Annotated in this window: 20 protein-coding genes; 8 read left to right on the top strand and 12 right to left on the bottom strand. The window is 56.4% G+C overall.

Annotation, left to right across the window (positions count from 1 at the left end):
* Nucleotides 1–107: 107 nt before the first annotated feature.
* From pyrH to rpsB, 3 genes are all read right to left on the bottom strand, one after another.
* Nucleotides 108–833 (bottom strand): UMP kinase, encoded by a 726-nt coding sequence (gene pyrH / locus M2433_RS20915; RefSeq protein WP_047346409.1) that lies wholly within the window; start codon nt 831–833, stop codon nt 108–110.
* A gap of 150 nt (nt 834–983) precedes the next feature.
* The gene (gene tsf / locus M2433_RS20910) at nt 984–1,835 is read right to left on the bottom strand and encodes a translation elongation factor Ts (RefSeq protein WP_014882627.1); all 852 of its coding nucleotides are present in this window, start codon (nt 1,833–1,835) and stop codon (nt 984–986) included.
* A gap of 117 nt (nt 1,836–1,952) precedes the next feature.
* Complete coding sequence (gene rpsB, locus M2433_RS20905; RefSeq protein WP_003856207.1) at nt 1,953–2,678, bottom strand: 30S ribosomal protein S2; 726 nt, start codon at nt 2,676–2,678, stop codon at nt 1,953–1,955.
* 321 nt (nt 2,679–2,999) lie between these two features.
* Here rpsB and map point away from each other — a divergent pair, with 321 nt between their 5' ends.
* From map to M2433_RS20885, 4 genes are all read left to right on the top strand, one after another.
* Complete coding sequence (map, locus tag M2433_RS20900) at nt 3,000–3,794, top strand: type I methionyl aminopeptidase (protein ID WP_429057350.1); 795 nt, start codon at nt 3,000–3,002, stop codon at nt 3,792–3,794.
* Nucleotides 3,795–3,857: 63 nt separating this feature from the next.
* Nucleotides 3,858–6,533 (top strand): bifunctional uridylyltransferase/uridylyl-removing protein GlnD, encoded by a 2,676-nt coding sequence (gene glnD / locus M2433_RS20895; protein WP_429057349.1) that lies wholly within the window; start codon nt 3,858–3,860, stop codon nt 6,531–6,533.
* Between the two features lie 32 nt (nt 6,534–6,565).
* Entirely contained in the window at nt 6,566–7,390 is an 825-nt protein-coding gene (dapD, locus tag M2433_RS20890) for a 2,3,4,5-tetrahydropyridine-2,6-dicarboxylate N-succinyltransferase (protein ID WP_008501915.1), read from the top strand.
* Between the two features lie 111 nt (nt 7,391–7,501).
* Entirely contained in the window at nt 7,502–7,888 is a 387-nt protein-coding gene (locus M2433_RS20885) for a DUF3461 family protein (protein ID WP_014168696.1), read from the top strand.
* A gap of 92 nt (nt 7,889–7,980) precedes the next feature.
* Here the strand turns inward: M2433_RS20885 and cdaR are convergent, their stop codons facing one another.
* The 3 genes from cdaR to dgt form a co-directional block, all read right to left on the bottom strand.
* Entirely contained in the window at nt 7,981–9,138 is a 1,158-nt protein-coding gene (gene cdaR / locus M2433_RS20880) for a DNA-binding transcriptional regulator CdaR (protein WP_429057346.1), read from the bottom strand.
* Between the two features lie 153 nt (nt 9,139–9,291).
* Nucleotides 9,292–10,728, bottom strand: a complete 1,437-nt coding sequence (gene degP / locus M2433_RS20875) for a serine endoprotease DegP (RefSeq protein WP_059311934.1) — start codon at nt 10,726–10,728, stop codon at nt 9,292–9,294.
* 131 nt (nt 10,729–10,859) lie between these two features.
* Nucleotides 10,860–12,374 carry a dGTPase gene (dgt, locus tag M2433_RS20870; RefSeq protein WP_429057344.1) on the bottom strand — a complete coding sequence of 505 codons (1,515 nt, stop codon included), beginning with the start codon at nt 12,372–12,374 and terminating at the stop codon, nt 10,860–10,862.
* 82 nt (nt 12,375–12,456) lie between these two features.
* On the opposite strand from dgt, the gene mtnN reads away from it, so the two are divergent.
* Genes mtnN through M2433_RS20855 form a run of 3 tightly spaced genes read left to right on the top strand, consistent with a single transcriptional unit; the run spans nt 12,457 to nt 14,593 of the window.
* Nucleotides 12,457–13,155: a 5'-methylthioadenosine/S-adenosylhomocysteine nucleosidase gene (mtnN, locus tag M2433_RS20865; protein ID WP_008501920.1), complete on the top strand. Its 699-nt coding sequence runs from the start codon at nt 12,457–12,459 to the stop codon at nt 13,153–13,155.
* Nucleotides 13,148–13,948 carry a vitamin B12 ABC transporter substrate-binding protein BtuF gene (gene btuF, locus M2433_RS20860; RefSeq protein WP_429057342.1) on the top strand — a complete coding sequence of 267 codons (801 nt, stop codon included), beginning with the start codon at nt 13,148–13,150 and terminating at the stop codon, nt 13,946–13,948. Before mtnN ends, btuF begins: the two co-directional genes overlap by 8 nt.
* 27 nt (nt 13,949–13,975) lie before the next feature.
* Nucleotides 13,976–14,593: a TRIC cation channel family protein gene (locus M2433_RS20855; protein ID WP_429057341.1), complete on the top strand. Its 618-nt coding sequence runs from the start codon at nt 13,976–13,978 to the stop codon at nt 14,591–14,593.
* A 93-nt stretch (nt 14,594–14,686) separates the two neighbouring features.
* Here the strand turns inward: M2433_RS20855 and erpA are convergent, their stop codons facing one another.
* On the bottom strand, nt 14,687–15,034 hold the full coding sequence (gene erpA / locus M2433_RS20850) for an iron-sulfur cluster insertion protein ErpA (RefSeq protein ID WP_010426752.1): 348 nt from the start codon (nt 15,032–15,034) through the stop codon (nt 14,687–14,689).
* Nucleotides 15,035–15,120: 86 nt separating this feature from the next.
* A complete protein-coding gene (gene clcA / locus M2433_RS20845) occupies nt 15,121–16,521 on the bottom strand; it encodes a H(+)/Cl(-) exchange transporter ClcA (RefSeq protein ID WP_429057338.1) in 1,401 nt (466 codons plus the stop codon).
* Nucleotides 16,522–16,698: 177 nt separating this feature from the next.
* Between clcA and hemL the strand changes: the two genes are divergently transcribed.
* On the top strand, nt 16,699–17,979 hold the full coding sequence (hemL, locus tag M2433_RS20840; RefSeq protein WP_429057335.1) for a glutamate-1-semialdehyde 2,1-aminomutase: 1,281 nt from the start codon (nt 16,699–16,701) through the stop codon (nt 17,977–17,979).
* Nucleotides 17,980–18,072: 93 nt separating this feature from the next.
* Here hemL and fhuB read toward each other — a convergent pair whose 3' ends face one another.
* Genes fhuB through fhuA form a run of 4 tightly spaced genes read right to left on the bottom strand, consistent with a single transcriptional unit; the run spans nt 18,073 to nt 24,000 of the window.
* Nucleotides 18,073–20,055 (bottom strand): Fe(3+)-hydroxamate ABC transporter permease FhuB, encoded by a 1,983-nt coding sequence (fhuB, locus tag M2433_RS20835; protein WP_429057333.1) that lies wholly within the window; start codon nt 20,053–20,055, stop codon nt 18,073–18,075.
* Nucleotides 20,052–20,942, bottom strand: a complete 891-nt coding sequence (fhuD, locus tag M2433_RS20830; protein WP_429057332.1) for a Fe(3+)-hydroxamate ABC transporter substrate-binding protein FhuD — start codon at nt 20,940–20,942, stop codon at nt 20,052–20,054. Before fhuD ends, fhuB begins: the two co-directional genes overlap by 4 nt.
* Nucleotides 20,942–21,739, bottom strand: a complete 798-nt coding sequence (gene fhuC / locus M2433_RS20825) for a Fe3+-hydroxamate ABC transporter ATP-binding protein FhuC (RefSeq protein ID WP_047346397.1) — start codon at nt 21,737–21,739, stop codon at nt 20,942–20,944. Before fhuC ends, fhuD begins: the two co-directional genes overlap by 1 nt.
* A gap of 50 nt (nt 21,740–21,789) precedes the next feature.
* Entirely contained in the window at nt 21,790–24,000 is a 2,211-nt protein-coding gene (gene fhuA / locus M2433_RS20820; protein WP_429057329.1) for a ferrichrome porin FhuA, read from the bottom strand.
* Between the last annotated feature and the right edge of the window lie 2 nt (nt 24,001–24,002).

Genomic DNA, 24,002 nt, shown 5'->3' with positions numbered 1-24,002 from the left:
TGCTAAGTATAGTCGCGTTTAATTCATGACAACGCCAAAGGCGCGCCCGGGTAAGATACCACTACAAAATAAAGCGGAATCTTACCTGTATTTATCGCCAACGGAAATTATTCCGTGATCAAAGTGCCTTCTTTTTCGCCCATGACCACGCGACGCAGTGCGCCAGGCTTGTTCATGTTGAAGACACGAATCGGCAGTTTATGGTCGCGAGCCAGCGTGAAGGCGGCAAGATCCATCACTTTCAGCTCTTTATCCAGCACTTCATTATAGGACAGCTGATCGTACATGGTCGCAGAAGGATCTTTTGCCGGGTCGGCAGTAAACACGCCATCGACTTTGGTCGCTTTCAGTACCACATCGGCTTCAATCTCGATACCGCGCAGGCAGGCAGCGGAATCGGTCGTAAAGAACGGGTTACCCGTACCGGCGGAGAGGATCACCACGCGGTTGTTGCGCAGCAGGCTGATGGCTTCTGCCCAGCTGTAGTTATCGCATACGCCATTCAGTGGAATCGCGGACATCAGGCGAGCATTCACATAGGCACGATGCAGTGCATCACGCATTGCCAGTCCATTCATGACGGTTGCCAGCATACCCATGTGGTCACCCACAACGCGGTTCATCCCCGCTTTCGCCAGACCAGCACCACGGAAAAGGTTGCCACCGCCAATAACCACGCCAACCTGGATACCCAGCTCGACCAGTTCTTTGATTTCCTGTGCCATGCGGTCAAGAATGCTTGCGTCAATACCGAAGCCTTCCGATCCCTGCAGCGCTTCGCCACTCAGCTTAAGCAGAATGCGTTTGTACACGGGTTTTGCATTGGTAGCCATGTTTCTTTCCTGAGACTGTCAACGATTAAGATGGGGGTTAATTCTGGCGACATGATATGCCGCAAATCAGCACAGCGATACTGGAGCCTGTCTGATTTCATATGACGGGTGACAAAAAGAAGCCGCCCTCAGGCGGCTCCTTTTCAATCATTAAGACTGCTTGGACATTGCAGCAACTTCTGCTGCGAAGTCAGTCTCAACTTTCTCGATGCCTTCGCCCACTTCGAAGCGGATGAAGCCAGTTACGTCAGCATTGTGCTCTTTCAGCAGCTGAGCAACAGACTTGCTTGGATCCATAACGAAAGGCTGGCCAGTCAGAGAAACTTCGCCGGTGAATTTCTTCATGCGGCCTTCAACCATTTTCTCTGCGATTTCTTTTGGCTTACCAGACTGCATCGCGATGTCCAGCTGAACCTGGTACTCTTTCTCTACTACTTCAGCAGACACGTCTTCTGGCTTAACGAATTCTGGTTTGCTTGCAGCGATGTGCATCGCCAGCTGTTTAACCAGCTCTTCGTCAGCGCCTTTAGCCGCAACCAGAACACCGATACGTGCACCGTGCTGGTAAGAGCCCAGAACGTCGCCTTCCAGAGAAGAAACGCGACGGATGTTGATGTTCTCACCGATTTTAGCAACCAGCGCAACACGTTCTTCTTCGAACTGTGCTTTCAGAACTTCAACGTCAGTGATTTTGCCAGCAACAGCTGCGTCCAGAACTTTGTTAGCAAATGCCTGGAAACCACCATCTTTAGCAACGAAGTCAGTCTGGCAGTTAACTTCCAGAATGATACCGTAGTTGCCGTCGATCTTAGTGATGATCACGCCGTCAGCAGCAACGTTGCCTGCTTTTTTAGCTGCTTTGATCGCACCGGATTTACGCATGTTTTCGATTGCCAGCTCGATGTCGCCGTTCGCTTCAGTCAGCGCTTTTTTGCAATCCATCATGCCTGCGCCAGTACGCTCGCGCAGCTCTTTTACCAGGGATGCGGTAATTTCAGCCATTCTTAAATCCTCGGGAGATGTGAACTGCCCGGCCAGGGGCCAAACAGTGTAAATTGAAAAAAGGGGCCGGTAATGGGCCCCTATTCATACACGGTACTAATAAGGGGTAAAACCTTATTATTCAGCTTCTACGAAGCTTTCTTCCGCCTGAGAAGCCAGATCCTGGGAACGGCCTTCACGAACGGTAGCAGCTACAGCGCTCAGGTACAGGCTAACAGCACGGATTGCGTCGTCGTTACCCGGGATAACGAAGTCAACACCGTCCGGATCGGAGTTGGTATCAACGATAGCGAATACCGGGATACCCAGGTTGTTAGCTTCTTTGATTGCGATGTGCTCGTGGTCCGCATCGATTACGAACAGCGCGTCTGGCAGGCCGCCCATATCTTTGATACCGCCCAGGCTGTTTTCCAGCTTGTCCAGTTCACGAGTGCGCATCAGCGCTTCTTTCTTAGTCAGCTTGTCGAAAGTACCGTCCTGAGACTGGGTTTCCAGGTCTTTCAGGCGTTTGATGGACTGACGAACAGTTTTCCAGTTAGTCAGCATGCCGCCCAACCAGCGATGGTTCACGAAGAACTGGTCGCAGCTGTTAGCAGCATCTTTCACAGCTTCGCTTGCAGCGCGCTTAGTACCAACGAACAGAATCTTACCTTTACGGGAAGAGATCTTGTTCAGCTCAGCCAGGGCTTCGTTGAACATTGGTACAGTTTTCTCAAGGTTGATGATGTGAACTTTGTTACGTGCGCCGAAGATGAAAGGCTTCATTTTCGGGTTCCAGTAACGGGTCTGGTGACCAAAGTGAACACCAGCCTTGAGCATGTCGCGCATGGAAACAGTTGCCATGTTTAAAACCTCTATATTAAAAGTTGGGGTTATGCCTCCACGTATCCCATATTACCGACCCCAAAGGGCACCCCGGAATATGTGCCGATACGTGTGTGTTGTTACACAAAGTGAGATTTGTCGCTTCCGTCCAGCCTGTGTATCTGAAATGGATCGGAAGTCCGGCGCGCTTTATACCACAAAACGCCACCATAAACCAACTGTTGTTGGCGTAGTGTGCTGTTAATGATTCTCAATTTGGCACGGGGTGTGCCTGACTGATACCATTGACAGCACTTAGACTAGTATTGTCGAAAAAATCGACACCGATGGACAGATTACATGGCTATCTCTATTAAGACACCTGAAGAAATTGAAAAGATGCGCGTCGCCGGTCGTCTGGCCGCGGAAGTGCTGGAAATGATCGAGCCGTTCGTGAAGCCGGGCGTCAGCACCGGTGAACTGGACCGCATCTGTAATGATTACATCGTTAACGAGCAGCACGCGATTTCCGCCTGCCTCGGCTACCACGGTTTCCCGAAATCCGTCTGCATTTCTATTAATGAAGTGGTTTGTCACGGTATTCCGGACAACGAAAAACTGCTGAAAGATGGCGACATCGTCAACATCGACGTCACCGTCATTAAAGATGAGTACCACGGTGACACCTCAAAAATGTTCATCGTTGGCAAGCCAACCATTCTTGGCGAACGTCTGTGCAAAGTGACGCAAGAGAGCCTCTACCTGGCGCTGAAGATGGTTAAACCGGGCATTCGTCTGCGTACCATTGGTGCCGCCATCCAAAAATTCGTGGAAGCGGAAGGTTTCTCCGTGGTTCGCGAATACTGCGGTCACGGCATTGGTCGCGTTTTCCACGAAGAACCGCAGGTCCTGCACTATGATGCAGATGACGGCGGCGTGGTGCTGCAAAAAGGCATGACCTTTACCATCGAGCCGATGGTTAACGCAGGTGACTACCGCATCCGTACCATGAAAGATGGCTGGACGGTGAAAACCAAAGACAGAAGCTTGTCTGCGCAGTACGAGCATACTATTGTGGTAACAGACAACGGCTGCGAAATTATGACGTTGCGCAAGGATGACACCATCCCGGCGATACTGACGCACGACGAATGATAAAAAAGCCGGCAAATGCCGGCTTTTTTAATGGCTATCGTTTTTTCTTATGGGTGGCGCACGATGAGTAATCTTTTACCCGAACAGTATGCTAACACAGCACTTCCCACCCTCCCCGACCAGCCCGATAACCCGGGCGTCTGGCCGCAACAGGAGCTGACCTGTGCCGGCATCAAGGCGCACATGGACGTCTTTCACCGCTGGCTTGGAAGCGCATTTGATGCCGGAATTTCCGCAGAGCAGCTGATTGAAGCGCGTACCGAATTTATCGACCAGCTCCTGCAGCGTCTGTGGATCGATTACGGGTTCGGGCAGATCGGTGATGTGGCGCTGGTTGCCGTCGGGGGCTATGGCCGCGGAGAGCTTCATCCGCTTTCCGATATCGATCTCCTGATCTTAAGCCGCAAAAAGCTGCCGGACGAACAGGCGCAAAAAATTGGCGAGCTGCTGACCCTGCTCTGGGACGTGAAGCTGGAAGTGGGCCACAGCGTGCGCACCCTGGAAGAGTGTCTGCTGGAAGGACTATCAGACCTGACCGTCGCCACCAACCTGATCGAAACCCGCCTGCTGATTGGTGACGTCGCGCTGTTCCTGGAGCTGCAAAAACACATCTTCAGCGACGGCTTCTGGCCGTCAGAAAAGTTCTTCGCCGCGAAGGTTGAGGAGCAATATCAGCGCCACCAGCGCTACCACGGCACCAGCTATAACCTTGAACCCGATATTAAAAGCAGCCCCGGCGGCCTGCGCGACATCCACACGTTACAGTGGGTCGCCCGTCGCCATTTTGGCGCCACCTCCATGGACGAGATGGTCGGCTTTGGCTTCTTAACCGAGGCCGAGCGTAACGAGCTCAACGAGTGTCTGCACCTGCTCTGGCGCATTCGCTTTGCCCTGCATCTGGAAGTGACGCGCTACGATAACCGTCTGCTGTTTGACCGTCAGCTCAGCGTTGCCCAGCGCCTCAACTACAGCGGCGAGGGGAACGAGCCGGTTGAGCACATGATGAAGGATTTCTTCCGCGTCACCCGCCGGGTCACGGAGCTGAACCAGATGCTGTTGCAGCTGTTCGACGAGGCCATCCTGGCCCTGACGGCGGACGAAAAGCCGCGCCCGATTGATGACGAATTCCAGCTACGCGGCACGCTTATCGATCTGCGCGACGAAACGCTATTTATTCGCGAGCCGGAAGCGATTCTGCGGATGTTCTATACCATGGTGCGCAACAGCGCCATCACCGGAATCTACTCCACCACCCTGCGACATCTGCGCCATGCACGCCGCCATTTAACGCAGCCTCTTTGTTACATACCGGAAGCGCGATCGCTGTTCCTGAGCATGCTCCGCCACCCGGGCGCCGTCAGCCGCGGCCTGCTGCCGATGCACCGCCACAGCGTGCTGTGGGCCTATATGCCGCAGTGGTCGCACATTGTCGGGCAGATGCAGTTTGATCTGTTCCACGCCTACACGGTGGATGAACACACAATCCGCGTCATGCTCAAGCTGGAAAGCTTTGCCAAAGAAGAGACGCGATCCCGCCACCCGCTGTGCGTGGAATTATGGCCGCGCCTTACCCATCCGGAATTGATCCTGATTGCCGCGCTGTTCCACGATATCGCGAAAGGTCGCGGCGGTGACCACTCGGTGCTGGGGGCGCAGGACGTGCTTAAATTTGCCGAACTGCACGGTCTGAACTCGCGTGAAACGCAGCTTGTGGCCTGGCTGGTGCGCCATCACCTGCTGATGTCGGTCACCGCACAGCGTCGTGACATTCAGGATCCTGAAGTGATCAAGCAGTTTGCGGAAGAGGTACAGACGGAAAACCGTCTGCGCTATCTGGTCTGCCTAACGGTGGCCGATATCTGCGCCACCAACGAAACGCTGTGGAATAGCTGGAAACAAAGCCTGCTGCGCGAGCTGTACTTTGCAACTGAAAAACAGCTGCGCCGCGGTATGCAAAACGCGCCGGACATGCGCGAGCGCGTGCGCCATCACCAGCTGCAGGCGCTGGCGCTGCTGCGGATGGATAACATTGATGAAGAAGCGCTGCATCAGATTTGGGCCCGCTGCCGTGCCAACTATTTTGTCCGCCACAGCCCAAACCAGCTTGCATGGCACGCGCGGCATCTGCTGAAGCACGATCTGACGCAGCCGATGATCCTGCTGAGCCCACAGGCCACGCGCGGCGGGACGGAGATTTTCATCTGGAGCCCGGACCGGCCTTATCTGTTTGCTGCGGTGTGCGCCGAGCTGGACAGGCGTAATCTGAGCGTTCATGACGCGCAGATTTTCACCACCCGCGACGGCATGGCGATGGATACCTTTATTGTGCTTGAGCCGGACGGCAGCCCGCTGTCGTCGGACAGACATGAAGGAATACGCTTCGGACTAGAGCAGGCGATCACCCAGCGCAGCTGGCAGCCGCCGCAGCCGCGTCGCCAGCCGGCGAAGCTGCGGCACTTTACCGTCGATACCGAGGTCAATTTCCTGCCGACCCACACCGACCGTAAATCGTTCCTGGAGCTGATCGCACTGGACCAGCCAGGGCTCCTCGCCCGCGTCGGCCAGGTATTTGCCGATCTGGGAATTTCGCTTCATGGGGCAAGAATTACAACCATTGGCGAGCGAGTAGAAGATTTATTTATAATCGCCACAGCGGACCGGCGTGCCCTTAATAATGACCTTCAACTTGAAGTACAACAACGGTTGACAGCAGCCCTCAATCCAAACGATAAAGGGTGACGTGTTTTTTAGTGAAATGGAAAGAGTAAACCATGCAGCAGTTACAGAACGTTATTGAGTCCGCCTTTGAGCGTCGCGCCGAGATTACCCCGGCAAATGTGGATACCGTGACCCGTGAAGCGGTAAACCAGGTGATTTCCCTGCTGGATTCCGGCGCATTGCGTGTGGCAGAAAAAATCGACGGTCAGTGGGTCACTCATCAATGGCTGAAGAAAGCGGTGCTGCTCTCTTTCCGTATCAACGATAACCAGGTTATCGACGGAGCAGAAAGCCGCTACTTCGATAAAGTACCAATGAAATTCGCTGACTACGACGAAGCGCGTTTCCAGAAAGAAGGCTTCCGCGTGGTACCGCCTGCGGCAGTGCGTCAGGGTGCATTCATCGCCCGCAACACCGTGCTGATGCCATCCTATGTGAACATCGGTGCCTACGTTGACGAAGGTACGATGGTCGACACCTGGGCGACTGTCGGTTCCTGTGCGCAGATCGGTAAAAACGTTCATCTGTCCGGCGGCGTGGGCATCGGCGGTGTTCTGGAGCCACTGCAGGCTAACCCGACCATCATCGAAGACAACTGCTTCATCGGCGCGCGTTCTGAAGTAGTCGAAGGCGTGATCGTTGAAGAAGGCTCCGTGATTTCCATGGGGGTTTATATCGGTCAGAGCACCCGTATTTACGATCGTGAAACCGGTGAAGTGCATTACGGTCGCGTGCCGGCTGGCTCCGTGGTGGTTTCCGGTAATCTGCCGTCAAAAGATGGTAAATACAGCCTGTACTGTGCGGTTATCGTGAAGAAAGTGGATGCGAAAACGCGCGGTAAAGTTGGCATCAACGAATTGCTGCGCACCATCGATTAATCGGGTATAACAAAAAGCGGGGGCAACCCCGCTTTTTTTATATCTGAGGGTGGCGAAAATAGATTTTTTCGTTAATTATTCAAAGGTTATGTTGAGATCAAGGGTACCGCTATGTACGATAATCTGAAAAGTCTGGGCATTACCAATCCTGATGAAATTGATCGTTACAGCCTCCGTCAGGAAGCCAATAACGATATTCTGAAAATCTATTTTCACAAGGACAAAGGAGAGTTTTTCGCCAAAAGCGTGAAGTTTAAATATCCACGCCAGCGTAAGACCGTTGTTGCTGACGGCGTAGGTCAGGGATACAAAGAAGTACAGGAAATCAGCCCTAACCTGCGCTATGTGATCGATGAACTCGATCAGATCTGCCAGCGCGACCGCACTGAAGTCGATCTCAAGCGTAAGATCCTTGACGATCTGCGTCACCTTGAAAGCGTTGTGACCAACAAGATCAGTGAGATTGAAGCGGATCTTGAGAAGTTAACCCGGAAATAAAAGCAAAACGGCAATCCTTGATTGCCGTTTTTAGTGTTTGCGCCCTCTCCCTGTGGGAGAGGGATGGGGTGAGGGCACCAGACCGCACTCAGCTATCGCTGCTCATCCAGCTGCAGCGCCACATACAGCAGCAGCCTGTCGTCAAAATTCCCCAGATCCAGCCCCGTCAGCTCCGAAATGCGGTTGAGCCGATATTCCAGCGTATTGCGGTGAATAAACAGCGCTTTCGACGTCGCGAGCGGCTGCACGTTATGGCGGAACCACGCCTGTAGCGTTCGGCGCAGCAGGCCGTTATTGTCCATGGCTTTCAGACGCGCTAATGGTCGTGCCAGCTCATTGGCCTGCCAGCCGCCGCGCAGGCTGTCGAGCAGCACCGGCAGCATCAGATCCTGGTAGAAATAGCTGCGGCTCTCCGGCATGCGCTGCTTGCCCACCATCATGGTGGTGCGCGCGGTACGCCAGGAGCGGGCGATACTGCCCGGCCCGGTAAAATAGTTACCCAGTGCAACGCGAAAGCGCAGCTGGCCATTCTCCTTCATCCGGGAGATTAGCAGCTCCACGCGACGACGGTGATCTTCTGCATCCCAGCGACCAAACTGATTGAGTGCCGGTTTGAGTACCACCATTTCCGTCAGAGAGACTATCGCCACCAGGTTGTCGCGCTCCGGCGTTGCCAGCGCGTTTTGCAGCTGCTGCAGCTCGGCCATCGCACTGTCGACCCCAAGCTGGCCGCTATCGACCTCAATCACCGCCACGACGCGCGGCTGGTTTAGATCGATCCCCAAACGCTGTGCCCATTCGCTGAGTGCAGGGGTATGCTCTTCCGCCTGAATAAGGTTCATCACCAGCTCTTCGCGCAGGCGGCTGTCCTGAGCGAGCAGATGCATCAGGCGCGACTGCTCCAGCATCATTTCTGCCGTCATACAGACCAGCTCGCCGTATTTTCGCAGGGACTCCGGCTCGCCGGTCAGGCCAATAACGCCGACTATCTCCCCTTCCAGACGCAGCGGTAAATTGATCCCCTGCCGGACGCCGTGAAGATGTTTCGCTACCGCGTCGTCGATATCCACGACCCGCCCCTGGGAAAGCACCAGCAGCGCGCCTTCGTGCAATTCACCAATACGCTCGCGATCGCCGCTGCCAATAATGCGCCCGCGGGCATCCATTACGTTGATATTGGTATCAATGATGCGCATGGTGCGCGCCACGATATCCTGCGCCATTTTGGTATCAAGATGCCAGACAGCCATGCAACCCTCCTGTGAGCAGAGCTCAAGCATAGGGAAGTTTAGCTGCGGCTGCATTGTGCAAATGCACAAAGAGAGAGGGGGAAATATGGACTTGTGGAAAGGGTCACAGAAACGAGAAAAGCCCCTGCCTGTTACAGCAGGGGGTTACAGGAATTACTGCATCAGCAGGTAGATAGAGGAGTCACCACGCTGGATATTCAGCGCCAGCACGGAAGGCTTGCTGTCGAGAATTTTGCGCAGTTCAGCGATGTTTTTCACCGGCTGCTGGTTAGCACCCATGATCACATCCCCTTTTTTCAGACCGATACGGGCTGCCGGTGAGTTCGCCTTCACGTTATTCACCACCACGCCTTTATCTGCCCCTTTGTTGCTCATCTCCGCCCCTTCAATACCGCTGAAGATGGTGCTGGAATCCACCTGATTCTGGCTGCTCTGCTGCAGCTCCAGGCTCACGTTAACCGGCTTACCGTCGCGCAGCAGGCCGAGGGTGATTTTACTGCCAACCGGCATGGAGCCCACTTCGGCGCGCAGGGCAGCAAAGCTGCTGATCGGTTTACCGTTCAGGGAGGTGATCACATCCCCCGCTTTGATACCCGCTTTCGCTGCAGAGGAGTTCGGCATCACCTGGCTGACGAATGCCCCGCGCTGAGCGTCAACTTTCATTGCCTTCGCCAGTTCGGAGTTCAGTTCCGTACCCAGGATACCCAGCTCACCGCGTTTCACCTGGCCATACTGCACCATCTGTGCGGTGAGGTTTTTCACCATGTTGCTTGGGATAGCAAAGCCGATACCGATGTTGCCACCGTCCGGTGCCAGGATAGCGGTGTTGATACCGATCAGCTCACCGTTCAGGTTCACCAGCGCACCGCCGGAGTTACCGCGGTTGATCGCCGCATCCGTCTGGATGAAGTTTTCATAGTTCTCGGCATTGAGGCCGCTACGGCCCAGCGCAGAGACGATACCCGAGGTCACCGTTTCACCCAGACCGAACGGGTTACCGATTGCCACGGTATAGTCACCCACGCGCAGCGCGTCGGAGTCGGCAATTTTAATCGCCGTCAGGTTCTTCGGATCCTGAATCTGGATCAGCGCGATGTCGGAGCGCGGGTCTTTACCCACTACTTTGGCGTCAAACTTGCGGCCATCGCTCAGCTGCACCTTAATGCTGTTAGCGTTATCAACTACGTGGTTGTTGGTGACGACGTAGCCTTTCGCTGCATCAATGATCACCCCCGAGCCAAGCGCCATGAATTTCTGCTGCTGGGCGCCGCCCTGGCTGTCATCCCCTGCGCCACCGCCCTGGCAGAACGGAGAGCTCTGGAATGGCGAACCGTCCTGGCAGAACGGCGAGTTGTCGCCAAAGAACTGCTGGAAGTTACGCGGCATGCGCGGCGTATTGACGGTCGTGCTCCCCTCAACGTTAATACTCACCACCGATGGCATCACCTTTTCGAGCATCGGTGCCAGGCTTGGCATCTGCTGCGCGGTTGCTGCCGACGACGCGGTCTCGGCTGCAGTAGCAGTCAGAGGAGACAGCGCTAAACCTAAACTCAGAGCCAGTGCACTCATTGCTAATGTGGTTTTTTTCATGTTTCTCAATCTCGATTTACAGATAACGCAAAATTGCTGTGTAACTCAGATTCATTTTATACCGCTTAGTTCCGGCGATAAGTTTATGGAAAAGGTAAAAATTTATTGGCCGTCTTTACAAAACTCAGCGGTTATTCCACCGCCATCAGCTTGCGGTATTCATCCCAGGCGTATAAATCCGTCATGCCGCTGATATAGTCCTGAATAAGGCGGCAGCGATAATAATATTCCAGCACCGGCCACTGGGGAGAATGACGATCCAGCTTGCCAATCGCTTCGACATACGCCAGACGATGACGGGTCGAGAGTTTCTGATACAGCCGCGACTCAATCGGTATTCGGCGCACGCGCTCGTGTTCCACCAGCTCGCAGAATTCGTCGACCGACAGCTGAAGCAACGGGGAATAAATTTCCAGTAACCCACTGATTACCCGGTACCCCTGCAGCTCTAACTGCTCGACATCCGGATGGCTGAACACGTGCCGCATCGCCACATGTTTATAAAGCTCAAGGAGCTGGCTGAAACTACTGTCGTCTTCCAGCAGCGCGTGATTGAATTCTCCGCTATAAATCAGCGGCAAATTATCAATAAAGCGCGAAGCCGCATACGGCACCAGTTTATTTAATGTATTGACCCGCAAATACATAAAGAATTGGTCCTCAGTACTGCGGCTTAATGTATTTGAACGCGATTTTTCCCAGGCATTTTCGACAACCTGCGCAAATAGCGAGCCTTTTTCATGGGTGCCCCAGGCCGCATAAAGATGCTGATAAAGCTCCTCGACGCTGAAGATTCTTTTCTCAACGGCGTCTTCCAGATCGGCCACACAATAGGAAATATCGTCGGCGGCCTCCATAATCCAGGTTAAGGGAAAGCGGCCGTTTGGCGTCAATGAAAGTTCTTTACGCAGCCGTTCAATATAGGCTTCTTCAGAAAGGTAATAGCCCGGTTTTTTCATGAGATAACTGTGCGATTCGGGCGTATCTCCCATCCACCACGCGGGGCGGGTATATTTCAGGATACAGCCGACCTGTGCCCAGGTCAGGTTCATACGCATCAGTGAATGCACCAGCCGGATCCCCTGCGCGTTCCCCTCGAAGTGACAAAGATCCTGGCGCACTTTGCGACGCAGATCGTTCAGCCCCTCTTCCCCTTCACGCAGGCGTAAATCGCGTACGGTACAGCGGTCATCGCTGAGGGGCTGGCTGGCCGCATCCGAAGGATGAAGCCGCTGCTTAAACCAGTCATTGATTGCCGCCTCACCAAAGTGGCCGAAAGGCGGGTTGCCGATGTCATGCATCAGGCAGGCCATCTCAACGATGCTCTCGAAGGGCCCCGTCAGTTCGTCCAGGCCATAAGTTTCCAGTAAGCGCTGTTCTTTGAGACGGCTTAAAATCTCTTTGGCAATATAGCGCCCGACCTGCTGCACTTCCATGGAGTGGGTTAAGCGCGTGCGCACCGCGGCGTTACGCTCGAGCGGAAACACCTGTGTTTTTTGCTGCAAACGACGGATGGCCGGCGAGTTAATAATCCGCCCGCGATCGCTTTCGAAGATACGCAGGATCTCATGTTCGCTCTTATCGCCCTGCGGCGAACGGAAACGCCGGTGCCAGTTAATTTTGGTGCGAAAATCGATTGGTGACATGTGCTCCCCCGCCTGAGAATGCGTTTCCCCTTAACCGCATGATAGACTATGCATCTTAACAAGGCACATCGCGAGTAAATCTATGAAAATCGGCATTATTGGTGCAATGGAAGAAGAAGTTACGCTGCTGCGTGACAAAATTGAGAACCGTCAGACCCTCTCTCTCGGAGGCTGTGAGATCTACACCGGCCAGCTGAACGGTGTTGACGTGGCTCTGCTGAAATCAGGCATCGGTAAAGTGGCTGCTGCGCTGGGTGCAACCCTGCTGCTTGAGCGCTGCAAGCCGGACGTAATCGTGAATACCGGCTCTGCGGGCGGCCTGGCGCCGACGCTGAAAGTGGGTGATATCGTTGTCTCCGACGAAGCGCGTTACCACGATGCTGACGTGACCGCGTTCGGTTACGAGTACGGTCAGCTTCCGGGCTGTCCGGCAGGGTTTAAGGCTGACGACAAACTGATTGCGGCGGCAGAAACCTGCATTGCTGAACTCAATCTCAATGCGGTGCGCGGCCTGATTGTCAGCGGTGATGCCTTCATCAATGGCTCCGTGGGCCTGGCGAAAATCCGCCATAACTTCCCTCAGGCGGTGGCCGTTGAGATGGAAGCGACCGCGATCGCTCACGTTTGCCATAACTTCAACGTACCGTTCGTGGTGGTTCGCGCCATCTCTGACGTGGCAGACCAGCAGTCCCACATCAGCTTCGACGAGTTCCTTACCGTTGCGGCAAAACAGTCCACCGTGATGGTGGAACGCCTGGTGCAGAATCTGGCACGTGGCTAAACATAGCGTCAGGGCGCTGGCCGCCCTGCTTCTTTTCGCACCGGCATGGCTTTTCGCCATGCCGCGTGTGATTACTCTCTCCCCCGCGAATACCGAACTGGCCTTTGCTGCCGGGATCACCCCTGTGGGCGTGAGTAGCTTTTCGAATTATCCCCCCCAGGCCGCCAGCATTGAGCAGGTCGCGACCTGGCAAGGAATGAATCTCGAGCGCATTGTGGCGCTTAAGCCTGACCTCGTGCTGGCCTGGCGTGGGGGCAACGCCGAGCGGCAGGTTAACCAGCTCGCCACGCTTGGCATCAAGGTCATGTGGGTTGATGCCGTGAGCATTGAACAAGTTGCTCAGGCGCTACGCGCTCTGGCGCCCTATAGCCCTTCTCCCAAAAAAGCCGAAGCCGCAGCGAAACAGATGCTTAGCGACTATGCCGCGCTGAAATCCCGCTACGATACGCCGGTTAAAAAGCGCATCTTCCTGCAGTTTGGCAGCCAGCCGCTGTTCACCACCGGAAAAGGATCAATTCAGAACCAGGTGCTGGAAGTCTGCGGCGGTGAAAATATCTTTGCTGCCAGCCGGGTGCCGTGGCCTCAGGTTAGCCGTGAGCAGGTTCTGGCGCGCCAGCCACAGGCTATCGTCGTGGTCGGAAGTGCGAGCGAGATTCCTAAAATTGAACAATTCTGGCAAAGGCAGCTAAAAATTCCGGTGATCCCACTCAACGGTGACTGGTTTGAACGCGCCAGCCCGCGTATTATCCTCGCCGCAAAACAGCTCTGTGCCGCCCTGGCAGAGAGCCGCTAACATAAGACCCTTTTCGAGGATTTAACGATGCTCGTGTATTGGCTGGATATTCTTGGCACAGCCGTTTTTGCTATCTCCGGCGTTTTACTCGCCGGAAAACTGCGCATGGATCCGTTTGGCGTGCTGGTGCTGGGCGTAGTGACCGCCGTGGGCGGCGGAACTATCCGCGATATGGCGCTGGCGAATGGCCCGGTATTTTGGGTGAAAGACCCGACCGACCTGGTGGTGGCGATGGTCACCTGCATGTTGACCATTGTACTGGTTCGTCAACCCCGCAGATTACCCAAATGGATATTGCCGGTGCTGGATGCCGTGGGTCTGGCCGTGTTTGTCGGCATTGGTGTTAATAAGGCGTTTAATGCAGGTACCGGTCCGATGGTGGCGATCTGCATGGGTGTATTAACCGGCGTGGGCGGCGGGATCATTCGCGACATTCTGGCGCGTGAAGTGCCGATGATCCTGCGTACTGAAATTTACGCGACGGCCTGTATTGTAGGTGGAATTGTTCACGCCACCGCGTATTACACCTTTGCAGTCCCGCTGGAAAATGCCGCGATGCTGGGGATGCTCGTGACGCTGGTGATACGTTTAGCGGCGATACGCTGGCACCTGAAGCTGCCGACGTTTGCGCTGGATGACAGGTAAACGCAAAACGGTAACCGCAAGGTTACCGTTTTTAGTCTTTTCTCCCTCTCCCTGTGGGAGAGGGCCGGGGTGAGGGCATCAGCTCGCACCCTCTTAAATACTGAACGACGAACCACACCCACAGGTGCTTGTTGCGTTCGGGTTGGTCACCACAAAGCGCGAACCTTCCAGACCTTCGGTATAATCAACCGAACCACCGACCAGATATTGCAGGCTCATCGGGTCAACCACCAGCGCGACACCCTGCTTCTCGATGGTCATATCACCCTCGTTCACCTGGTCATCAAAGGTAAAACCATACTGGAAGCCGCTGCAGCCACCACCGGTAATATAAACACGGAGTTTCAGTTCCGGATTGTCTTCATCGGCAATCAGGACTTTCACTTTTTTGGCTGCTGCTTCGGTAAATTCGAGCGGTACAGCTACTACGTCATCACTCATCTTATGCTCCCATGAAGACTGCATACTGCTATTGGGTAAAAATCACCCAATTCTTTTTTTCATTATCTAATACCCTGGTAATTCATTCAAGTATTCTGCGTTGAGGCCCGTTCAGCCTCCTGTTTCGCCAGGGTCCGTGCAAGAATGGTGGAGTATAGCGGTTTTCCACCCAGGAATTGGGCTAATAGTGTCGCGCCGAGACAGGTAATGATCATTGGCAAAATGAGCTGGTAATTGTCCGTCATCTCAAGCACCAGCACGATCCCGGTCAAGGGTGCACGCAGGGACGCGGCGAGCAGCGCCCCCATTCCGGCGACGGCAAACGTCCCGGCTTCAAGATGATAGGCCGGGAAACCCACAGCCGCCGCCATGCCAAAAGCGGTTCCCAGCAGCGTGCCCAGCGCCAGCATGGGTGCGAAGATTCCCCCTGGCGCACCGGAGGAGAAGCACAGCACCGTCGTGATGACCCTCGAAATAAACATAAACAGCAGCAGCCCGACGCTGAAATTCCCTGCCGCCGCGATGGGAATCAGGCCGAACCCGCCGCCTGCGGCATTCGGTTCAATAAAGCCGAGTACGCCGCACATCCCGCCCAGCAGGCCACCCATCAGCACCCATTTGGTTGTATTCCCGCCGTGAAGACGCTGGAACATATCCTGAGCGCGCAGAATGAAGGTGTTAAAGAGCGGGCCCACCACGCCAAAAATCATACCGAGGATCAGATAAAGCCACAGGGTATTGACCGGCGCGTTGGTGAGTTTTCCCACCTCAATGACCGCCCCTTCGCCATTAAAGATGCGAAAGACGATGCTCGACATAATGACGCCGGTAAACACCGCTTTTATGGAGATCAGGTTGTAGCGAAACTGGGCGCGCATCTCTTCGATGATGAACAAAATCCCAGCCAGCGGCGCGTTAAACGCCGCCGACAGCCCCGCCGCCGCGCCGGTGGCCAGCAGCGTATGGCGCGCTTCGGCGCTGCGCATCCGAAACAGATCGCCCACCATGCGCCCGACGTTCCCGCCCAGCTGCACGGTTGGCCCCTCTCGCCCCAGCACCATCCCCGCACCGAGGGTTCCCATGCCGCCGATAAATTTCACCGGGATCACTCGCCACCAGCGCACCGGACGCAGCTCCTCCAGCGCGCCCTCAATTTCCGGGATACCAGAGCCGCCCGCCTCCGGCGCAAATTTACGCACCAGAAAATAACCCACCATAGCAAGCAGCGCAGACAGCCCAAATGCCGCTGTCCAGACCAGCCATCTGCTGTCGGCGAAACCGGCTACGGTCCCCACTCGCCAGTTGAGTACGGCATTAACCGCTTTTTCAAACGCCACGCCAGCCAGACCCGCAAGGGTACCCACCACGGCAGCGGCCAGCAGGATCGCCAGCGGCGTTTTATCGCGATTGAGCAGCCGCCGAATACTGATTCGGTGTTGGGCGCGCGAAAACTGTTGTTCTTCAAAAGACGGAGAATCTGATTTCATGTCCTGTTCTTATTCATCACACAAAAAGCCGCGAGGATTTTACCAGAGACAGTCGCGCCGTCCCGTGAAAAATCCTTAACAATTGTTTATGCATTAATGGGGCAAAAATTTCATAACCTTCCGCGAATCACTTAGAATAGTGTGCTTAATCATTTTATACGAACCAGGAACGACGCCATGAGCAAGTCTGAAAACCTCTACAGTGCAGCCCGCGAGCTTATTCCGGGTGGCGTGAACTCACCCGTGCGCGCCTTTACCGGCGTGGGCGGCACGCCGCTGTTTATCGAACGTGCTGACGGCGCGTATCTGTATGATGTCGATGGCAAAGCCTATATCGATTATGTCGGCTCCTGGGGCCCGATGGTGCTGGGCCACAACCACCCGGCGATCCGTAACGCGGTAATTGAAGCCGCCCAGCGCGGCCTGAGCTTCGGCGCGCCGACGGAAATGGAAGTGAAAATGGCGGAGCTGGTCACCGAACTGGTGCCGACCATGGACATGGTGCGTATGGTGAACTCCGGTACCGAAGCCACCATGAGCGCTATCCGCCTGGCGCGAGGCTTCACCGGCCGCGACAAGATCGTCAAGTTTGAAGGCTGCTACCACGGTCACGCGGACTGCCTGCTGGTGAAGGCGGGCTCCGGCGCGCTGACGCTCGGCCAGCCAAACTCCCCTGGCGTACCGGCAGATTTCGCCAAACACACCCTGACCTGCACCTACAACGATCTGGCTACCGTTCGCGCGGCGTTCGAGCAGTATCCGCAGGAGATTGCCTGCATCATCGTTGAGCCTGTTGCGGGTAACATGAACTGTATTCCACCGCAGCCTGATTTCCTGCCGGGCCTGCGTGCCCTGTGCGACGAATTCGGCGCCCTGCTGATCATCGACGAAGTGATGACCGGCTTCCGCGTGGCGCTGGCGGGTGCCCAGTCTTATTATGGCGTTGAGCCGGACCTGACCTGCCTCGGCAAAATCATCGGCGGCGGCATGCCGGTCGGGGCATTCGGTGGCCGTAAGGACGTTATGGAAGCCCTGGCGCCAACCGGTCCGGTTTACCAGGCGGGCACGCTCTCCGGTAACCCAATCGCGATGGCGGCGGGCTTCGCCTGCCTGAACGAAGTCGCTCAGCCGGGGATTCATGAAACCCTGACCGCCCTGACGACGCAGCTGGCAAACGGACTGCTTGAAGCGGCAGAGGAAGCCGGTATTCCGCTGGTCGTTAACCACGTGGGCGGGATGTTCGGGATTTTCTTCACCGATTCGAAAACCGTGACCTGCTATCAGGACGTGGTGAAGTGCGACGTCGAACGCTTCAAGCGCTTCTTCCACCTGATGCTGGAAGAAGGCGTGTACCTGGCGCCGTCCGCGTTCGAAGCGGGCTTCATGTCCGTGGCGCACAGCGAAGCAGATATCAATAACACCATCGACGCGGCGCGTAAGGTGTTTGCGAAGCTGTAAGATGTGCGGCTTGATGCCCTCACCCCAACCCTCTCCCACGGGGAGAGGGAGCAAACCCTAAAACGGCAATCTCAGGATTGCCGTTTACTTTTATTAGCGGCTCTGCTTTCTCAACAGATAAATAAAATACGGCGCGCCAATGAAGGTCGACAGCAGACCCGCCGGGATCTGATACGGGAACAGCACCATTCTTCCGCACCAGTCCGCAAACACCAGCATGACCCCGCCCGTGAGGGCAGACATCACAATATGCGGCATCGTTCGGCGGAATCCCATCATTCGGGCAATGTGCGGCGCCATCAACCCAACAAAGCTCAGCGGTCCGATAGTCATGGTTGCCACAGCCGTCAGGGACGCCGCCAGCAGCAGCAGGGCCACGCGCGCTGGGGTCAGCGCCATTCCCACCGCCCGCGCCGTTTCACCGCCGAGCGGCAGGATAGTCAGCCAGCGACGGCACAGCGGCACAATCGCCAGCAGCACGATCAACACGATCCCGGACCAGACAACCTGACTGCCGGTGGCACCGTACGTTGAGCCAGAAATCCAGGTCAGGATCTTCGCCATGCGCGGATCGCCGCTCGCCTGCAGCATCATCAGGAGCATCGTAAATGCGGTGCTGAGCGCCATCCCGGCCAGCAGCATCCGGTGCGGGGAAAATCCGCCGCGACCGGCAGCCATCAGGATAATCATCAGCGTGGCCGCCGCACCAATACTCCCGGCAGGCATCAGCCAGCCAAACGCATTGCCCGGCACAAAGAACAGCATCAGCACCACGCCAAAGGCGGCGCCGGAGCTGATCCCGAGCACTTCCGGGCTTGCCATTGGGTTGCCGGTCAGACGCTGAATAATGCACCCCGCCACCGCCAGCATCACGCCGGCGATCAGCGCGGCGAAGATACGCGGCCAACGCCACTGCAGCAGTTCGTTGAGTAAATCGCCCGTTGCCCAGTGCCAGCCCGCCGCATCGCGCCCAAACGCGAGCGCGGTAAACGAGGCGATAACCAGCACCGCCAGGCCGGCAAGGCTAAACCACAGCACCGACTGGCGTTCCGCATAGACTTTATCGCCCGCATCCATCGCCGGCGCGCTCATGCTGCGCAGGCGCGGCAGCAGCCACAGCAGCAGCGGCGCACCGATAAGCGCCGTGACCGATCCGGTGGACACCTCCCTCCAGACCCGCGCCAGCCACAGAATGAGCTGATCGGAAAGCCAGAGGATCAGCGCCCCAATTAGCGAGGCCAGCAGCAGACGCGCCAGCAAACGACGCGCACCGAGCATTTTCGCCAGCAGCGGCGCGAACAGGCCGATAAACCCGATGATGCCGACCGCGTTCACCAGCAGGGCGCTCAGTACAATCGCCAGCGTCAGCGCCGCCAGGCGAGCCAGCGACAGCGCCAGCCCCAGGTTTCGCGCCACGCCGTCATCCAGCCCCATGAGCGTCAGGGGACGCAGGAGCAGCAGCGTCAGCACGACGCCGCCGGCCAGCTGTGGCCACAGATGCGCCACCACGCTCCAGTCGGTCTGGGTGAGCGTGCCGGTACTCCACAGGAACATGCTTTGCAGCCGATCGTGGTGGAACAGCACCAGCAGCTGGTTAATCGCCCCGCAGTACAGGCTCACCACCAGCCCGGCCAGAATAAGCGTCACCGGGGAAAGGCGTTTGCCCCAGGCCACGCCAAAGACCAGCGCCCCCACCACGCACGCCCCCGCGAGAGCGGCAAACTGCGAGGTCAACGCCCCCGGCAATGACCACAGCGTGATGACCGTGATCCCAAGCTGCGCGCCGGTCGCGACGCCGAGCGTGGTCGGTTCCGCCAGCGGATTGCGTAAAACCTGCTGGAACAGCACGCCCACCAGCCCTAAACCGGCACCGACTAAGAGGGAGATCGCCAGGCGCGGCAGCAGGCTGTAGTGAAACAGCATCTGCTGAATATTATCGATATCCGGCGCGGCCAGGGCAGTGCCCCACTGTCCACGCGGTAGCGCCGTCGAGAGGTTGAACCAGGTTAATCCCAGCGCGGCAAGGAACAGTAAGGACAACAGCAGCGCCGGGAAGCGCGCAATGCGCATGCTCATGCTTTACCTCCCAGCGCGTTATCCAGCAGACGGGCAAAATGCATGGCCGACAGCGTCGCGCCGTAGAACCAGACCGCCGGGGCGCGCTGGAAGCGCTGCTCGCGCACAAACGGCATTGCCTGCCAGAGCGGCGTCGCCATCAGGGCCTGCATGTCACGCTCGTTTCCGTGGTCGAAACAGATCACATCTGCATCGCGAAACGCCGCCAGACGATCGATACCCACGGCGGTACTGCCCCAGAACGTCATCTCCCCTTCCCAGGCATTACGAATGCCAAAACTGTCGAGCACTTCCTGGAACAGGCAGTTTTTACCAAAGACCAGCATATGGCGGGCATCCAGCAGCGTCACCATCAGCAGCGGGCGATCGCCCCGGTGAGCAAAACGCGGCTTTAGCGCGTCAATCAGGGCATCAAATTCATCGAGATGCCGTTTGGCCTCCGCCTCGCGATTGAGGAAATGCGCCATCTCGTTAATCGAGTTTTTCGCCACGGTCAGCGGTTTTTTACCGTCGCTGAACGAGAATCCGCGTCCTGGCGCAATACGCGCCATCACCTCTTCTGACGGACCGTAGCCCGCGGACCAGAACAGGAACGACGGCTTCATCTGGGTGAGCAGCTCGAGGTTTGGCTCCGTACGCAGGCCGACGTCAATTACCGAGTCCGGCAGCTTCGGCTCGTTCACCCAGAGGTTATAGTTAGGAATGTCCGCCACGCCGTAGGGCGTAACGCCGAGCGCCATCATCAGTTCAACCGGCAGCCACTCCAGGGCCACAATACGGTGCGGATCCACGGCGGCAGCCCGCGCCGTATTCATTTTCAACAGCAGCGGTGAGAGCGCCATGGCCGTCAGCAGGCGACGGCGGCTGATAAGCATGTTGTCCAGCATCAGTATACGAAGCTCACCGGCGCAGCCCCGGCAGGGTGAGGCAGAATACCCATCGGAATACCGTAAATGTGTTCCAGCGTTTCACTGCGCATCAGCTCAGACGGCGTGCCCTGGGCAATCATCTCGCCCCCGCGCAGCGCGACGAGGTAGTCACAGTAGCGCGCCGCCATGTTGATATCATGCAGGACCGCAATCACCGTCAGCCCACGCTGCTGGCTTAAGCGATGCACCAGCGCCAGCACGTCGACCTGGTGGGCAATATCCAGCGCAGAGGTCGGTTCGTCGAGCAGCAGGCAGCGGCTATCCTGTGCCACCAGCATCGCAATCCACGCGCGCTGGCGTTCACCGCCGGACAGGCTATCCACCAGCCGGTGCGCCAGCGGTTTGAGCCCCACCAGCGCAATTGCCTCTTCCACTTTTTCTCTGTCGGCGACGCCGAAGCGGCCCAGCGCCCCGTGCCACGGATAACGCCCAATGGCCACCAGCTCGCGTACCGTCATCCCTTCCGCCTGCGGCAGCTGCTGCGGCAGATAGGCGACTTTGCGGGCAAAGGCTTTACTGCTCCAGCTCTCCAGCGGTTGGTCATCCAACAGAATATCGCCTTCTGAAGGTGGCTGGTGGCGTCCCAGCATTTTGAGCAGCGTGGATTTACCGGAGCCGTTGTGGCCAATCAGCCCCGTCACTTTACCTGCCGGAAACGTCAGAGAGAGCGGATGCAGCAGCGTGCGTCCGGGTACGCGAAAGGAGAGGTGGTTGAGCGTAAAGGTGGTGTCGGGTTGCGTTTGATTATCCTGCATATCAGCCAACTTAAATAAAAAGGGCACGGCGAACCGTGCCCAAAGAGCGGTTAGAAGCGGAAGGTCGCGGTGGCAACAACCTGACGTCCTGCTCCCCAGTAGCATGCGTATTCGCTGTAGCAGCTGGAGACATATTCACGGTCGAAGATGTTGTTCACGTTGACGCCGACTGACGAGCCCGGCAGCCCAAAGCGAGCCAGGTCGTATTTCACTGTGGCATCCGCCAGGGCATAGCCCGCGACGTTGAACGACTGGTAGGCTTTTGGCGACGAGGCAGAGTAGTAGGAGACCGTGTTGCCGATGTAACGCGTCCCCGCGCCAACGGTCAGGCCACTCAAGGCCGTCTCGTGGAAGGTGTAATCGGCCCACAGTGACGCCATGTTACGCGGCACTTCCGCCGGACGACGGCCTTCATACCAGGTATCGTGCGTGTATTCCGCATCGGTAAAGCTATAGGAAGCCGTCACGTTCACATTGGCAGAGACTGCGGCTTTCGCTTCCAGTTCGAACCCGCGGGAACGAATTTCGCCGCCCTGCACGCTAAAGCCGCTGGTCGGGTTCGCCGGATCGGCCGTCAGGTTGTTGTTTTTAGTCAGCTGATATACCGCTGCAGTCACAACCACAGGCAGATCTTTCGGTACGTATTTCACGCCCGCTTCATACTGCTTGCCGCGCGCCGGATCGAACGGTTTGCCGCCCTGAGTGGTACCCGAAATCGGTTCGAACGACTCGCTATAGCTGAAGTAAGGCGTTATGCCGTTGTCGAACAGGTAGTTAATCCCGCCGCGCCATGTGAATGCCTGGTCGTTGATTTCCGCAGTAGTACCGGTTGTACGCGTCAGCGCAGAGGTTTTCGCAAAATCGTAGCGGCCCCCCATTGTGAGTACCCACTTATCCCATTCAGCCTGATCCTGAGCATACAAGCCGGTTTGTTCCTGACGGTTCAGCACTTTGTATAGGTAGTAAACGTCGACATTCGGATTGCCGTACGCAGGCTTCGTCATGCTGATGGGATCGGCAGTGCCGTAATCAGCATCAATATCGTTACGCATGCGCAGGTAATCGACGCCCGTTAACAGGGTATGATCCACTGCACCGGTTGCAAATTTAGACTGAAGCTGGGTATCGACCGTGAACGAGTTCAGGTCCTCATCAGAGCGCACGTACGCACGGCTGATCTGAGCCGGTGCAATATAGCCGTTACCGTAGACGGAACGGTAAAGCGTGTTGATTTTGGTGTAGCGCAGGTTTTGACGCACGGTAAAGGTGTCGTCAAACTGATGCGAGAAGCTGTAGCCCACCATTTTCTGACGACGGGAGATCTTGTTGTCTTCTTCACCTTCGTTGAAATCGGTCGGCAGCTTGTGCGCGTTGCCGTTGGCATCATAGTAAGGCACAACGGTACCTTCCCGCGGCAGCCAGCCGTAATAGCCTGCATCCGGATCGCTCTGGAAGTTGCTCAGGAACGTAAAATCGGTTTTATCGTCAGGTCGCCAGCTGAAAGCAGGCGCAATGGCGTAGCGGGATGACTTAACCATCTCCTGCTGCGCATTTTCGCTGCGCCCCAGGCCGGTCAGACGGTATGACCACACGCCGTCATCATCAATCGCATCGCTGAAATCAAACCCGGTCTGCCACAGGTTATCGGTACCCATTTTGAACTGGATTTCTTTCAGTGGCTCGGTGGTTGGACGCTTGCTAACCATGCTGACCACGCCGCCCGGGTGACTTTTACCGTACAGAACGGACGTTGGACCGCGCAGCAGTTCAACGCGCTCAAGGAAATACGGATCCATGGACGCTTCAGAATAGTTATCCCCCTGCAGCTTCATACCGTCCAGGTACTGGTTAGTATTCACGGTACTGGAGGTGGTGAAACCACGGATAGAAACAACATCATACGTTGTTGAAGCACCACGAGTCGCAAAAACGCTCGGCGTATAGGCCAACGCTTGCTTAACCGTCCCCGGCTGCTTCATGTCCATCTCTTCACGCGTGACCACGGAAATAGACTGCGGGGTTTTCTCAATTGGGGTATCGGTTTTGGTCGCCGTTGCGGTGCGTTTTGCCGCAATCGTGGGTGCTGGCCCCCACGGACTCTCCTGCGCAGCGGGCGCGGCAGTAACGGTAATGGTTTCTTCTTTTTTCGGGGTTTCGGCAGCATGTGCATAAGTCGACATGCCGGCAACCGCTGTGGCTACGACGACCGCGATTTTACGCAGCGACGTGTTAATTGGCTGAGCAGTATTGGAAAGCGCCATGT

Source organism: Enterobacter sp. AC1, assembly GCF_050434705.1.
GTDB lineage: Bacteria > Pseudomonadota > Gammaproteobacteria > Enterobacterales > Enterobacteriaceae > Enterobacter > Enterobacter cloacae_L.
Note: the sequence above shows the minus strand (reverse complement) of the source record. Positions and strands in the feature narration are given on the sequence as shown.

Bases quoted from the DNA above. Each gene is read 5' to 3' on its own strand.
- tsf (WP_014882627.1), bottom strand. From the start codon at position 1,835: ATGGCTGAAATTACCGCATCCCTGGTAAAAGAGCTGCGCGAGCGTACT.
- rpsB (WP_003856207.1), bottom strand. From the start codon at position 2,678: ATGGCAACTGTTTCCATGCGCGACATGCTCAAGGCTGGTGTTCACTTT.
- fhuB (WP_429057333.1), bottom strand. From the start codon at position 20,055: ATGAGCATGCGCATTGCGCGCTTCCCGGCGCTGCTGTTGTCCTTACTG.
- degP (WP_059311934.1), bottom strand. From the start codon at position 10,728: ATGAAAAAAACCACATTAGCAATGAGTGCACTGGCTCTGAGTTTAGGT.
- hemL (WP_429057335.1), top strand. From the start codon at position 16,699: ATGAGCAAGTCTGAAAACCTCTACAGTGCAGCCCGCGAGCTTATTCCG.
- fhuA (WP_429057329.1), bottom strand. From the start codon at position 24,000: ATGGCGCTTTCCAATACTGCTCAGCCAATTAACACGTCGCTGCGTAAA.
- erpA (WP_010426752.1), bottom strand. From the start codon at position 15,034: ATGAGTGATGACGTAGTAGCTGTACCGCTCGAATTTACCGAAGCAGCA.
- fhuC (WP_047346397.1), bottom strand. From the start codon at position 21,739: ATGCAGGATAATCAAACGCAACCCGACACCACCTTTACGCTCAACCAC.
- M2433_RS20855 (WP_429057341.1), top strand. From the start codon at position 13,976: ATGCTCGTGTATTGGCTGGATATTCTTGGCACAGCCGTTTTTGCTATC.
- mtnN (WP_008501920.1), top strand. From the start codon at position 12,457: ATGAAAATCGGCATTATTGGTGCAATGGAAGAAGAAGTTACGCTGCTG.
- glnD (WP_429057349.1), top strand. From the start codon at position 3,858: ATGAGTAATCTTTTACCCGAACAGTATGCTAACACAGCACTTCCCACC.
- clcA (WP_429057338.1), bottom strand. From the start codon at position 16,521: ATGAAATCAGATTCTCCGTCTTTTGAAGAACAACAGTTTTCGCGCGCC.
- cdaR (WP_429057346.1), bottom strand. From the start codon at position 9,138: ATGGCTGTCTGGCATCTTGATACCAAAATGGCGCAGGATATCGTGGCG.
- pyrH (WP_047346409.1), bottom strand. From the start codon at position 833: ATGGCTACCAATGCAAAACCCGTGTACAAACGCATTCTGCTTAAGCTG.
- dgt (WP_429057344.1), bottom strand. From the start codon at position 12,374: ATGTCACCAATCGATTTTCGCACCAAAATTAACTGGCACCGGCGTTTC.
- fhuD (WP_429057332.1), bottom strand. From the start codon at position 20,942: ATGCTGGACAACATGCTTATCAGCCGCCGTCGCCTGCTGACGGCCATG.
- M2433_RS20885 (WP_014168696.1), top strand. From the start codon at position 7,502: ATGTACGATAATCTGAAAAGTCTGGGCATTACCAATCCTGATGAAATT.
- map (WP_429057350.1), top strand. From the start codon at position 3,000: ATGGCTATCTCTATTAAGACACCTGAAGAAATTGAAAAGATGCGCGTC.
- dapD (WP_008501915.1), top strand. From the start codon at position 6,566: ATGCAGCAGTTACAGAACGTTATTGAGTCCGCCTTTGAGCGTCGCGCC.